The following is a 13276-nucleotide window of genomic DNA, read 5'->3' on the forward strand; positions in this document are numbered from 1 at the left end:
GTTTGGTTGCCTGCTTTTAATCATATGATGGCTTTTTTCTGATACGCATCAATCATTGCGACGCGCATCCAGAAAAAGCAACCACTGTTTGATACTTCTGAGGGCAAAAACATCATGCACTAGTGGGTCAACTCGCAATTGGTTTGCAAAAGAGGAAAGAAAGGGGTAAACTGCAGGAAAAAGAAGCAGGAAGGAGCCAGCGAGGTAGAACCCCACTAACTGGTGGCTGAGCACAAGACCCCCTTATGCAACCGAACCAGAGGCCGAAGACGAGCTGGCTGGGCTGCTGGCGCAGGTGGTTGAGCCTGTTTCTTTCGCCGTCCTCGCCCCTTGGACTCAACCCATGGCGGGGGAGCAACCTTGTAGTGCAAGAGTTCGCTCACGCTCCAGATATGGTCCGTGAGCCCCGCCGCCATCGCAGGTGTACAGGCTCTGCCCTCATGAGTCGGCTTGCAGAGCTCGTGGTGTGGCCAACACAAGTTGTAGGTTGCGCCGAGCAGATACATTCCCGTCTCCAACGGACGCAGGCGGCGAGCGCTCTGACGACATTTGCGCGTTAAGGGAGCAAGCCGCTGACGCATGGTGGCATTCAAGCGTTCAATGAAGGCGGTGTTGAGGACGCTGCCTCCCCCTGACTGCTGCAAGAGCCGCTCAGCCTCCTCTTGCGAGCCGTAGGACATGGTGCGTGTGACCTCGACCACCCGTTTCTTCTGCGTCCGTTTGATGACCGTCCCAATGTGCAGTTGTGGCCAGACGCACAAGCAGGCTCGTCCTCTTCCTGGCTTCTCTTTCACTTTTTCGCGAAAGGCCCGCTTGATGCTCCCAGGATAGGCTGCCCACCCATCGGTCAAGACCAGCAGCGCTTTCAAGGACTCTGCACAGCGACGAACCTGCTGGAGAAGTCGATCAGCAAGGGCTCGATCACGGGTGAGTGAGACGGTCCCAGCCAGCCACAGGCGGGTCTTGACCATCATCGCTAGCCCCATCCATGCCACCATTTTAGAGCCTTTGACACGAAGCTCATCTGCTTGCACATGCTGCAAGTCCAACTGGCCGGTTTCGATGACATCTTGATGTACCAATTGGCAATGAGCTCCGGCTCGGTCTCGCCAACTTGCCACCGTGCGTTCATCCAGACCAAAGGCATGAACAATAGCTTGAATTGGACAGCCGTACGCCAGCAGCGTCACCACGATCACAATGAGCTCGGTTGGCTTGCGCAGCCCCTCCAGCATGGTTCCTCTGCGAGCACTAAACGTCTTGCGACAGCACGTACAGCGGTAACGCTCTCGTTTGCGATCATGAATGACGATGTTACCTGCCCCGATGTGCCCTCTTGCGCAACACGTCGAATTGGGGCAGAATTGTTTCGACGGCTCCATTGAGGAAAATATGGTCTTTTGCATATCCATATCTTGTCAATGGAGCTCGATTTTTACAAGTCCCTCCCCATTTCACCAGTTAGTGGGGTTCTACCGCCAGCGATGGGAAGACCAAGAAAAGAAGAACTCCGAGATCTGAAGAAAGAAGAGCAGAAAGAGCTGACACGAGTAGTGAAAGCGACGAGTGAGCGTCTGGATGCCGTGAAACGAGCCAAAGCCCTGCTGGCAGTGGCAGCGGGAGCGACGCTGACAGTGGCGGGGCAGGAAGCGGGTCTGAGCCGGGAGGCAGTGGCTCAAATAGTTCACCGCTTTAACCAGTGTGGGCTTGCGGTTCTGGAAACAGCAACCGGGCGTGGTCGCAAACCAACGTATACGAGCGCGCAGCGGGCGCTTATCCTCGCAGAAGTCCAACGCGAACCGGATCGTAAAAAGGATCAGACGGCCACCTGGTCGCTGATGCTGCTACGCGATGCCCTGCGCAAGACGGACCTGCCCCAGGTCGCCGCCGAAACGATTCGGGAGGTGCTCCACGAAGCAGGCTACAGCTACCAGCGCACGCGGACCTGGTGCCATACCGGCTACGCGCTGCGCAAGCGCAAAAGCGGGACAGTGACGGTGTATGACCTGGAGACGCCGGAAAAAAAAGACTGATCGAACTGGCCTGCGAGCAAGCCGAAGCAGACGGAATTGTGCAGTTGAACGAAGACGAAGCCGGACCCTATCAGGCCATTCCCCAGCCAGGGGCTTCGTGGGAACCAGAAGGCCATCCTGCTACGCAACCACATGAGTACGAGCGCGGGGGCACCGCCAAACTGCTGACTCTGTTCCGTCCAGCCACGGGCCACCTGCGCGCCAAAGGCGTGCTGTCTGCTCCTAACGCGGTGTTGCATCCCTGGCTGATCGAGCAACTCACCGAGATCTTAGCTGACATCGAAAAGAAGCATCCAGCAGCAAGCCAGCTGCCGGAGGAGGAGCGCCCTGTCTGCGCACGCTGGGAGACCTGGCTGGGCCATCCCCCACGCAATCCTGAGCCGCCCTTACGCATTGTACTGGTGCTGGATAATCTGGCGGGACACCTCTCATATGATCTGGTGCGTTGGTTCTTTGATCACGGAGTCATGCCGCTCTACACGCCCATTGGTGGTTCCTGGCTCAACATGGCGGAGTCGGTGCAGCGCATCATTGTGAGCCGCGCCCTCTGCGGGCAGCATCCCAAAGATGCGCAACAAGTCATTGAGTGGTTAGAGCAGACGGTGGCAGGCTGGAATGCTGATCCGACACCCTTTGTCTGGAATGGCAACCGACGCAGGCGTCGTGAACGCGCTCGCCTGCGCCGGTTAGCTGGCTCTGGGGCGGCCATGCGGGTTTGCCAGCCATTTGTCAGTTGACCCACTAGTGGGTCAACTGCCAATTGAATACCCTTTTGCTACTGCAGCTCCCGATCCAGCTAACCGTCGCAGACGAGCGCGTTCGCGCCGTCTGCGACGCTTGCCATTCCAGACAAAGGGAGTGGGATCGGCATTCCAGCCTGCCACCGTCTGTTCTAACCAGCCGATCACTTCTTGTGCATTCTTGGGGTGCTGCCCGGCCAGAGCGCGCGGGACAATGATGCGTTGCACCGATTCCGCCATGTTCAACCAGGAGCCGCCGATGGGTGTGTAGAGCGGCATCACGCCATGCTCAAAGAACCACTGCACCAGATCACAGGACAGGTGCCCTGCCAGATTATCCAGGACCAGCACGATGCGTAATGGTGGCAGGGAGGGGTTGCGGGAAGGATGACCCAGCCACGTTTCCCACTGCGCATACAGCGGGCGCTCCGCTTCGGGGGCAGGCTCTCAGCGGGCTGTTTCTTTTCAATCTCGGCGAGCACTTCGGTCAATTCCCCTTTCAGCCAGGGATGCAACACGGCATTGGGCGCTGACAGGACGCCTTTGGCGCGCAGAAGACCAGTAGCGGGCCGAAAGAGCGTGAGCAGTTTGGCGGTGCCCCCACGCTCGTATTCATGGGGGTGCAAGGCCGGGTGGCCTTCCGGTTGCCACGACGCCCCAGGCTGGGGGATCGCCTGATACGGGCCGGCCTCATCTTCATTGAGCTGGGCAATCCCTGCCGCTTCAGCGTGCTCGTAGGCGAGGTCAATCAGTCTTTTTTTTCCGGCGTTTCCATATCATAGACGGTCACCGTCCCGCTTTTGCGCTTGCGCAGCGCGTAGCCGGTGCGGCACCAGGTGCGCGTGCGTTGATAGCTGTAGCCGGAATTATGAAGCACCTGGCGAATGGTTTCGTTGGCAATGTGGGGCAGATCGGTGGCTCGTAGCGCTTTGCGCAGCAGTGAGAGCGACCACGTCGCTGTCTGGTCGGCTTTCCGATCCGGCACCCGCTGCACCTCAGCCAGGATGCGTGCCTGCTGCTCACACGTGTAGGTCGGCTTGCCGCCTCGACCTGCCGCAATCGAGAGCGCTGCCAGGCCGTGCTCATTGAAGCGTCTGACCAGCTTCCCTACGCTGCGCGCCTCCTTGAAACCGGCCACACCTGCCGCCTGCGCAAAGGACTGCTTGGCCGCTACGGCCAGCAATGCTTTGGCTCGTCGCGCCACGTCGATCCGTTCACTACTCGCTTTGACGATGCGACGCAATTCACGCTCTTCCTGTGTGTTGAAAGCACGCAGAGGATGTTTCTGGAGTTGGGCCATGGACGTGTTCCTTCTTTCTCTCCCCTATTCTACCACTCCCGCGTTCCTAACTGTTACTTCATCGCTAGCTGACCCACTAGTGGGTCACCCGGCAATTAGCTTGCCATCAAGAAGGAAAGGGGGTACACTCAAGATCAAGGGGGAACTGAGCATGAGACGAGTAGATCCACTGCGAGCCTTCACTGCAGAAGAGGGACGAGTCTTGCAGCGAACCGCGAAAGCCACGAGTGAACGGGTGGATGTGGTAAAGCGGGCCAAAGCATTACTGGCAGTCAGAGCAGGCAGGCCGTATACCAAGGCAGCCCAGGAGGTCGGATTCAAGAGTGGAGATAGCATCAGCCAATTGGTCAAGCGTTTCAATCAGCAGGGGTTGGCTGCCCTGCTGATTGCGCCGGGGCGAGGCCGCAAACAGACGTATACCAGTGAACAACGCGCACGCATCATGGCCGAGGTCCAACGAAAGCCTGATCGGGAGAAAGACGGAACGGCGACCTGGTCTTTGGAAACCTTAGAGCGGGCCTTGCGCAAAGACGCCCTGCCACAAATCGGTGCCACCACCATTGGGGAAGTGCTCCATGAGTCAGGCTATGCCTTTGGCAAGACGCGCACATGGTGTCCGACGGGGACGGCGTTGCGGGTACGCAAAGCGGGAACGGTGAAGGTCGAGGACCCCAAGGCGCAAGAAAAAAAACCTTGATCGAATTGGCCTACGAGCACGCGGAGGCTGCCGGCTTGCCCCTGTGGTGCCAGGATGAAGCAGGACCGTATCAAGCGATTCCCCAGCCAGGGGAGAACTGGCATCCAGAGGGCAAGCCACTCTTGCAGCCCCACGAATACGTGCGCGGAGGCACGGCCAAACTGCTCACCCTCTTTCGCCCTCGCACCGGCGAGGTGCAGGCCACAGGTGTCCTCTCATCTCCCAATGCCGTACTGCATCCCTGGCTCAAAGAACACCTGCAACCGCTGCTTGAGCACCTAGAGACGAATCCGCCTGTGGTGCGTCATCCTTTGCCCGATGATCATCCGCTGATGCGGACCTGGCAGCATTGGTGGTGGTCCTACGAACGTCCCAAACCTGCTCCGGCCTTGCGTCTCATCTTGATCTGGGACAATCTCAAGGGGCATCTGAGCTATGACATGGTGCGTTGGCTGCTACAACACGGTATTCTGCCCCTTTACACGCCCATTGGTGGTTCCTGGCTCAACATGGCCGAGTCGCTGCAACGCATCATTGTGCGCCGCGCTCTCGCTGGGCAGCATCCCCAGACGGCCCAGCACATCATTGACTGGTTGGAGCAAACCGTAGCTGGCTGGAATAAACATCCAACTCCCTTTGTGTGGAATGGCAAGCGCCGTCGCCGACGTGAGCGTGCACGACTGCGCCGACTCGGCGGCTCTGGGGCAGCTGTCGTTCATGGCTACTCAATTGTCGGGTGACCCACTAGAAATGGGTCTTGCGCAAACAAAGCAGTCACTTCGTGCTCATTCTCTGCTTCAACAACCACCAATGATCCCGTTGCATCGGCGAAGGGACCACCCAGTACCACCATTCCGTTTCCAAAGAGCGGGTCCATAAAGGCGGCATGTTGGTCCCAATAAGGCTGTTCACGTACGGTCTTGCCCGGAACCCAGGCAGGACCAGGCCCCCAAAGGATGATGAATGTGTTTTTCATTCTGCGTCCTTTCTCATTAGTTGCGCTATCAAACCACATCCTTAATAAAATTAGACATTATGCGACTTACCAACAATAGAGATAACAACGCTTTCGTTACCATTTATGCATATTGCGTATCCCGCCTCCCTATACTATAGCCAAAGGATGACTATTCCAAAAGTGCCATTCTTTGCAAATTTACAAGAGCCACTTCCCCTAAGGAGGAGGAATATCAGAACTATTTCCATGTTCTTCCGAGTGATGTAAAGTTTCCTCATCATGTTCCCATACTTTTGCGTCCACTTTGCTCGCCAATATGCGACATACTAGTAGAAGGATACACTGAAGGGAGCAAAGTATGGCAGCCGATGTTTACACATTGCTTTATAAGGAGCGCGAGAGCCTTGTGCGCTTCTGCGCCAGAACCACTGGCAGCCCAGATGCCGCTGAAGATCTGGCGCAGATGACCTATTTGGAGGCGTGGCGCTCACAACAGCAGCTACGTGATCAGAACCGGGCGCGCCAGTGGCTCTTTGGCATTGCACGCAATATGTGCCTGCGCTGGCTGAGGACCCAGCAACGCGATAGAGCGCATATATTGGTTTCAGCCAATCCAGAGCAGGACGAAGAACAGCCCGAACTGGAGGAGCAACTGGCCGATGATTTCAATCTGGAGCAAGACCTGGAGCAGAAGGAGCTGATCCACCTTCTAGACCAGGCACTGGCCCTGCTCCCCGCCGAGACACGCGCCTTGTTGGTCGCACACTATGTCGAGGAGCGGCCCATAAGTGAGATTGCGGGCCAGCATAGCATCACTGTTCCCGCGGCCTTTAAGCGCTTGCAGCGTGGTCGAGATGCCTTTCGCCAGGTGCTCACCACGCATCTGAGTCAGGAACTGGAGACCTACCTGGTCACCCCCCATACATTCACCTGGCAGGAGTTGCGCCTCTGGTGTCCCTTCTGTGGTACCTCGCACTGGAAAGCGGCGGCCCCGGAGAACGCGCTCTACTTCACTTGCAGTCGCTGTAATCCCGATCCTAGCAGCGCCATCTTTAACACCTTCCCCCAGGGCATCAAGAGCTATGCGCGCTCTATGACACGCCTACTACAGTTTATTAATGGCTACTATGAGCAGCGCCTGGCGCAAAAAAGCGCGCCCTGTGTCGGCTGTGGGCGCCTGACACCTATCGTCATCGAACCCAATGATCACTACCTTTACATGCGCTGCCCAGCTTGCCATTTTTTTCAACGCGAAACCGTGGCCTCGCTCTCGCTCAGCCTGCCAGAGGCGCGCGAACTCTGGAAGACCCAGCAACGCATTCACCTGCTGCCTGAACGCATGATTGAAATAGATGGACGTATAGCGATCGTGGCCAGCTTTGAGAACCTCGGCACTAGAGCGCGGCTGGATGTGATTCTGGCAGCCGATACCTACGAGATCCTACACTTGATCAAAAATTACACGTAAAAGGAGAACCCATGTTACCAGAGCTACAACTCTTGACCCTGACCATCTACAGCCCTATGTTGCCATCCCAGTTACTGGAACGGGTCAGGCAACATATCCAGCGGGGAGAAGAGACTGAAACCATCGCCCTGCTCGCCAGCTACATGGAAGAGAATCCCTTCCATGGCGACCTGTGGCATATATTGGGCAGATACTCTGAAGAGGCTCAGGAGTATGAGCAGGCCATAGCTGCGTATCAAAAGGCGATTGAGTGTGGCAACCGCTGGTCGGGGGCCACAGAGTATCATCTCGCGTCCACCTTGATGCGCCAGGGAAGAGGCGAGGAGGCTGTGTCCTGGTTAGAGAAGACCTTGCGCATCTCATTCCGCTTGCTACCAGAGTTGGAGGGCGATAACCTGTGGGAGCCATTGCGCTCTAATGAGCGCTTTGCCTCGCTTTTCGCTCCCCGGCTTTCTTCTACCCTTGACCGTATTACCGGCTGGCGCGCTGATTTAGCCTACATGGCCAGGCGCATGGAGCAGGGTCACTATGATCTCTTTGGACGCGAAACCCCGCTCTCACGCGAAGTATGGCAGGCAGCCATAGCGGACCTGGACCAACGTATCCCCACGCTGGAGGACCACGAGATTGTGGTCGAGTTGATGCGGATTGTGGCCCTGGCAGGTGATGGACATACCAATCTCTTTCCCTTTGGCGTCGAGCAGGGATATCTGGCGGAGCAGAAGGGTCTGTTCGACTATGCACCAGTCATGTTTTACCTGTTCGAGGATGGCCTCTTTGTACGCGGGGCGAAGCAGGAATATAAAGAGACTGTGGGAGCGCGTGTGCTGCGTATTGGCTCGGTCACGGCGGAAGAGGCGCTAGAGCGTATCAAGCCCCTGGTCTTCAATGACAACATCATGCAGATCAAACGCCAGGGTCCGCTCTTGCTATCCTGTCCCGCCATCGCGCACGCGCTCGGAATCTCTGAGAGTCGAGGATATCTTGATGTGCAGTTACAACAGGAGATGAAAGAGCCTTTCAATGTGCGCCTGCATAAGGATGCGGATATACCGCCCTGGTTTGTATGGCTATCTGTCGAGCCGGAGAATTGGGTCAGTATGTGTGATGGAGCGCTACCCAGGCCATTATGGCTCAAGCAGAGCGAGCTCTACTGGTTTGAGTATCTTGAGGATCAGCAGATCGTGTACTGTCAGTACAACGGAGTCCAGAATATGAAAGAAGAATCGCTGGCAGCCTTTAGCGAGCGCCTCTTCGCCTTTATCGAGGACTACGAGGTGCGGGCGCTCGTGCTCGATCTGCGCCGCAATGGGGGTGGCGACCTGACCACCTATCGACCGCTCCTGCACGGTATCATTCAGAATCGCAAGGTTAACCGGCGGGGGAGCCTCTTCGCGCTTATCGGTCGCCATACCTTCTCCGCAGCCCAACACTTTATCAACCAGCTCGACACACATACCGAGGTCACCTTTGTTGGCGAATGCAGCGGCTCGCGCCCCCAGTTCGTGGGCGAAGGCAATCCGTTCAGCCTTCCGTACAGTGGCCTGGAGGTGAACGTCTCTAATCGCTTCTGGCAGGGGACCTTCGCCCTCGATGGGCGCCTGTGGATCGCACCCCATATCCGCGCCGAGTTCACCTCACACGACTATCGCGCCAACCGAGACCCGGCCCTAGAAGCCATTTTGGCCGAACTGTAGGAACATACAGAAAGTGGCCGACGCGTGCTTTAGTAGCGTCGGTCCACACCTAGAATTCATGCACAAACACGAATCCCCCATTAGTCGATAAATGCCCTGGCAAACATGCGTATGCCCTCCAATTGTGGCATATCAAAGAAGCGTATCACCAGTTCCTGCACTCCGGCATCCTCATACGCCTTCAGACGCTGGCGAATCGTATCAGGGCTACCGATCAGGGCAACGTCGATGCGGTCGCCAAAGTTGGCCCGCACAACAGGTGGAATCTTCTCTAGCGCCTCTTCATCGGTCGCGCCAATCGAGCAGAAGGTGGTAGTGGTACGGCGGATACTCTCATAGTCGCGCCCAACCGCTTCACAGTGTGCTTTAAGCACATCAAATTTCTGCCTAATCGTCGCGAGATCGTTGCCGACATTGCAGGCATCTGCATACTGTGCCACCATCTTCAGCGTGACCTTCTCGCCATCCCCGCCAATCAGCAATGGAATGTGCGGCTTTTGTACACCTTTGGGCTGATTGATGGCCCCACGCACCTGGTAGTATTTGCCTTCGAAATGCGCCTCTTCCTGGGTCCACATGGCAAGAATCACCTGCACCGCCTCGCGCACATAGCGCAGCCGCTCGGGCGCATCGGGATACTCATAGCCATAGGCGCGATACTCATGCTCATACCAGCCAGATCCAATGCCAAAGTTTAGGCGCCCATGTGAGAGCACATCCAATGTGCTGGCCATCTTGGCCAGCAATGCGGGATTGCGATAGCCATTGCATGTTACCATCTGGCCGATGCGAATGCGTTTGGTATCGCGCGCCAGCGCTGCCGCCGCTGTCCAGCACTCGAATCTGAGACCTCCCCGGCATGAATGCGCGGGGGTTCCTGTTGCTCACCCAACGCTTCCGTTCTCCCCCGAAAGGGAGAGCGGCTCTTGGTGGGGATAGGCAGGACTTTCGAGCCGACGCGCTCTGGCACGGGCAGCTTTGCCAGAAGCCACCACGCCCATGCTTCGGGCAAGACATGCCCTTCATTCGCACGTTGTTGCAGACCCTCCATCACGGCTTGCAGGCGCGGCTCCGCACCTTCCCAGTCCGACTGGATGACAGAGGGGATGGTTTGTTCGCGTTGCAGGTGAGCCAGCAAGAAGGCCGAGTACAGATCGCGTTGCACCGGTCCACAACCGCAAGGGCAGCGGTGCCAGCGCTGCGATCTGGGCTTCTTGACGTAGGCTCCACAGCCATGACAATATTGACTCAATTTGGTCTTGAAGGCAGAAACTTCGCTCAGGGTGCCGCCAGTTTTTGCAACTATGCGGGCCAGATGCGCTACAAACATCCCTGGAGCGCGAAGTCCGATGCTTCTCCCATACTGCTTCTGCCAGGCCGCAAACGAGGTTTTTTCTAGGGTGATCGTGTTCCCCACCTTGACGATGTCGTGGGCAAGCTTGCTATGCAGGCTCTTGCGGTGGGCGGCCAGGTTTCTCTCCGCAGTGGCATGCTGCCTGCGCGTGTTCTTGTACCGCTGACTCTCTTTCCACCGCAAGCGCTTCTTGCCATGTTTCTTGATGCGTCCCAACTCATCATAGTGCTCGGGATTGTTCGCGCGGCGTTGCCGCTCCATTTTGCGCTGGAGGCGTCGCTTCTTGCGGGCATTGGGAGCGAGTTGCTCACAGAAGGTCACCAACTGGGCGTTCCCCTCACACGGGACGATGGCGAGCGTCTGGGGGCCGATATCGAGGCCAATGGTCTCCGAGCCCATCTTCTCATGCGTTTTCTTGACGAAGGCGTGCCCCTCTAAGATGAGTTGCACGCTATAGCGGTTGCCTGACGCGTCGGCTCCCTGAGCCTGTGGACTGGGAGCTTTGCGACGCAGCAAGCGCACATACTTGATCGTGTGACGCAACCCATGCTGGATCACCGGGTCACACCAGTCGATGATGGCAGGAATGACCTGCTGATTCCAGATGAGAAACCCACCATCCCCAGCGTTGGGGTGGAGGACGAAGCGCAACCCCACGTCGTTGCGCTTGCCCTCCACGCTATCGATGCCACGTCCTTTGCTTCGAAAACGTACCCGTTTGGCTTTGCCGAGACAGACGCGATTGACGGCTTGATAGCCTCGCGTGGCCAAGGTTTGCGCCATGGTGGCATCAATGTGGTCCGCAAGCCAACAGACGCGGGCCGTTTTGGCGAAGGCATGCAGCTCGTATTCGGAAAAGTGATGCTTCTTGCGCAGCTGCGAGAAGGCCTGTGCTCGTTCCTCTCGCCTAGAGCGAGGGATGGCGCGTGCACGCGCCCAGGCGGGGTCATTCCTCATCTGCTGGAGCCGTGTGTTGCCTTCAGAGAGCAGCGCATTATACAGACAGCGTGCGGCTTCCAGATGCGCACGCAGCTGTCGTTCACTGCTCCAATCAACCTGGAGGGGCAATTCGAGGAGAAATGTCGGCGTCTTGGCTCGCTTCATCTGGGCTGATTGACCTTCCTTTGATGCTATGAGCATATTCTATATCAAAAAAGCGGTATGTCAAGAGGAGAGGGGAAACGATGAGGAAGAATGAGCATCATAAGCGGCTCCCTCCCATCCCAGCCTCCCAAAAATGAAGGGCGATTCATCCCCGGCATCAATGACTGACACTTATACACAAATCTGAAAGTTTGCAGAAGATCCTCAGCATGATGCGAGGGAAAGGTGTTGAAAAAAACGCCCCTTGATGCACAATGATGTGCTTTCAGCTTGGCGAGACAAGCGACGTTTTCACCGAAAGTGTGTCACCTCTCGTGTGGGGAAAAACGAGGCACCTGCAGCGCATCGCTTCCGTGTTCTTTCTCAAGATCGCATATTTGTGTATAAGTGTCAGGCATCAATGACCGGGGCTTTCTCGCCCGGTTTTCTGTAACCACACCAGAAGAAACAGGTCTCCAGCAAAAATCGAACCTTTTTCAACATCCGTCTTTTGCTGGAGACCGCAAGCGCTTTCGTGATTCTCAGCTTATGCTTTGCATGATAATCCTTCAGTTACCTGCCAGACGCGGCAAGCTTTCTCTGAATGATCTCGCGTGCCATCTGATAGCCTGTTTCGTTGCCGCCTTTGGCGTAAAAGCGCAAGCCAATCAGGGCCTGATAGCATTCATAGCAAAGCAAGCGTTCTGCATAGAAAGGCAAGTCGCGCTCACGCTGCCGCTGGTATGCCAGAAAAGCTTCGCGGATTCCTAGTGGAGGCCACCAGAAATCTAGGGAGACAATATCGTACACCCTGTCGCCATAACTTGCATCGAGCAGATCCAGCACGGCGGTAATCTTACCATCCTGCGCTAGCAGGTTTCTCGTGGTGAACGCTCCCAAAAGCAGAGTGCGCTCCTCGGGGCAGAAGACAAGCAACTCTTGCATATGCTGGTAGAGCTTCTCGAAGAGGTCGCGCTCTAAAAAGGTTTCGTCGAATAGCCTGTGCCATTTACCAAAGTAGTCACGCTCATCCTCTTCATCCGCAACCTTCAACAGACTGGCGTGCCAGTTTGCATCTGAACCTCTACCTCTATAATCGAATCCGCCATACCCTTGTGTCTCACTGGTGTCGACGCTGTGCGCCGCCTCCAGAAGATCAAGTATTTGCGGCAGGAGCGCCTGGACCTCTTGAGGGGTATGCTCTTGTAGCATCTTCCCTGGCATCTTGCGCGAAATGGCGAAGTGCAGATCACCCAGTCGCCCCACGTGCAGAATAGGCGCGATCGGCAGCGAAGTCCCGGCCAGCTTGCGTGCGACATACACCTCTTTGGGAAAATTCGAGGCCAGCATATTGTCCAGATTGAAGCGCACGATATACTCTTGCTTCTCCACACGGAAGGAGAACACACGCGCCACCTGTCCGCCTTCGACTGGTGTCAAATCAAGGATCGGCGCGCTAAAATGCTGGCTCAAAAGAGCGAGCACCTGTGCAGTCGGGACCACTGGACGTAAATCGGACATAAAAAATCTCCTTTTTCACTGTACATCTCTTCCCCAGAGGAAAAAAAGGCGCAAGAATCCAACATTATACAAAGGGGACTTCGTGTAAGGGGATGTGAGAAAGGGGGAAGCGCCTGTATACAGGAAAGGAGGACACAATGCGCGCTAACCTGAACCGCATCTCTTGCTCAACATCCACCACCAGCTGCCTTTCCTCCAGGCTCGATCAGCCTTCTGCGCTCGTTCGTTGGCCAGTTCAGGCGCAAATGATCACATGGAATGTTACCGTCATGCCTAACAGCCAACACACCCGGTCCCGCGAAGGAAGCGAGCAAGAGAAGATGGAGAAATCTATGGGGCTAGTGGAGATACTAGCAAGCTAAAGTCCAGGTCATCAGAGCACAAACCTTTCATCTACTTAAAGCAATATACAACATTTTTTAGTG

Annotated in this window: 12 protein-coding genes and 2 pseudogenes; 6 read left to right on the forward strand and 8 right to left on the reverse strand. The window is 56.4% G+C overall.

The annotated features are described in order from the left end of the window. Positions 1-215 precede the first annotated feature (215 nt). Positions 216-1406 carry a hypothetical protein gene (locus KTE_RS39040; RefSeq protein WP_236600924.1) on the reverse strand — a complete coding sequence of 397 codons (1191 nt, stop codon included), beginning with the start codon at positions 1404-1406 and terminating at the stop codon, positions 216-218. 147 nt (positions 1407-1553) lie between these two features. On the opposite strand from KTE_RS39040, the gene KTE_RS39045 reads away from it, so the two are divergent. Beyond that, complete coding sequence (locus tag KTE_RS39045) at positions 1554-2033, forward strand: helix-turn-helix domain-containing protein (RefSeq protein WP_236600925.1); 480 nt, start codon at positions 1554-1556, stop codon at positions 2031-2033. Between the two features lie 38 nt (positions 2034-2071). After that, the gene (locus KTE_RS39050) at positions 2072-2770 is read left to right on the forward strand and encodes a transposase (RefSeq protein ID WP_236600254.1); all 699 of its coding nucleotides are present in this window, start codon (positions 2072-2074) and stop codon (positions 2768-2770) included. A 12-nt stretch (positions 2771-2782) separates the two neighbouring features. Here the strand turns inward: KTE_RS39050 and KTE_RS48375 are convergent, their stop codons facing one another. From KTE_RS48375 to KTE_RS39060, 3 genes are all read right to left on the reverse strand, one after another. After that, the gene (locus KTE_RS48375) at positions 2783-3124 is read right to left on the reverse strand and encodes a hypothetical protein (RefSeq protein WP_307812056.1); all 342 of its coding nucleotides are present in this window, start codon (positions 3122-3124) and stop codon (positions 2783-2785) included. Then, positions 3052-3399 (reverse strand): hypothetical protein, encoded by a 348-nt coding sequence (locus tag KTE_RS48380; RefSeq protein WP_236600927.1) that lies wholly within the window; start codon positions 3397-3399, stop codon positions 3052-3054. The genes KTE_RS48375 and KTE_RS48380 overlap by 73 nt, the downstream gene beginning before the upstream one ends. A gap of 122 nt (positions 3400-3521) precedes the next feature. Further along, on the reverse strand, positions 3522-4073 hold the full coding sequence (locus KTE_RS39060; RefSeq protein WP_201378361.1) for a helix-turn-helix domain-containing protein: 552 nt from the start codon (positions 4071-4073) through the stop codon (positions 3522-3524). Positions 4074-4224: 151 nt separating this feature from the next. On the opposite strand from KTE_RS39060, the gene KTE_RS39065 reads away from it, so the two are divergent. Then, positions 4225-4770, forward strand: coding sequence for a helix-turn-helix domain-containing protein (locus KTE_RS39065; RefSeq protein ID WP_236600928.1), 546 nt, complete (start codon positions 4225-4227; stop codon positions 4768-4770). After that, positions 4767-5510, forward strand: coding sequence for a transposase (locus KTE_RS39070; RefSeq protein ID WP_236600929.1), 744 nt, complete (start codon positions 4767-4769; stop codon positions 5508-5510). The genes KTE_RS39065 and KTE_RS39070 overlap by 4 nt, the downstream gene beginning before the upstream one ends. Here KTE_RS39070 and KTE_RS39075 read toward each other — a convergent pair. After that, a complete protein-coding gene (locus KTE_RS39075; RefSeq protein ID WP_201391518.1) occupies positions 5492-5746 on the reverse strand; it encodes a YciI family protein in 255 nt (84 codons plus the stop codon). The two genes, KTE_RS39070 and KTE_RS39075, sit on opposite strands and share 19 nt — an antisense overlap. A 340-nt stretch (positions 5747-6086) precedes the next feature. On the opposite strand from KTE_RS39075, the gene KTE_RS39080 reads away from it, so the two are divergent. Both KTE_RS39080 and KTE_RS39085 read left to right on the forward strand, forming a co-directional pair. Then, positions 6087-7196 (forward strand): RNA polymerase sigma factor, encoded by a 1110-nt coding sequence (locus KTE_RS39080; RefSeq protein ID WP_201391520.1) that lies wholly within the window; start codon positions 6087-6089, stop codon positions 7194-7196. An 11-nt stretch (positions 7197-7207) separates the two neighbouring features. Then, entirely contained in the window at positions 7208-8893 is a 1686-nt protein-coding gene (locus KTE_RS39085) for a tetratricopeptide repeat protein (RefSeq protein WP_201391521.1), read from the forward strand. A gap of 80 nt (positions 8894-8973) precedes the next feature. Here KTE_RS39085 and KTE_RS39090 read toward each other — a convergent pair. The 3 genes and pseudogenes from KTE_RS39090 to KTE_RS39105 all read right to left on the reverse strand — a co-directional run. After that, a pseudogene (locus tag KTE_RS39090) lies at positions 8974-9735 on the reverse strand (TIGR03560 family F420-dependent LLM class oxidoreductase); the annotation flags it as partial. 42 nt (positions 9736-9777) lie between these two features. Beyond that, positions 9778-11351 (reverse strand): annotated as a pseudogene (locus KTE_RS39100) (transposase). 552 nt (positions 11352-11903) lie between these two features. Further along, positions 11904-12851, reverse strand: a complete 948-nt coding sequence (locus KTE_RS39105) for a phosphotransferase family protein (protein WP_201391523.1) — start codon at positions 12849-12851, stop codon at positions 11904-11906. Positions 12852-13276 lie beyond the last annotated feature (425 nt).

It is taken from the genome of Ktedonobacter sp. SOSP1-85, assembly GCF_016587415.1.
In the GTDB taxonomy this organism is placed as follows: Bacteria; Chloroflexota; Ktedonobacteria; order Ktedonobacterales; family Ktedonobacteraceae; genus Ktedonobacter.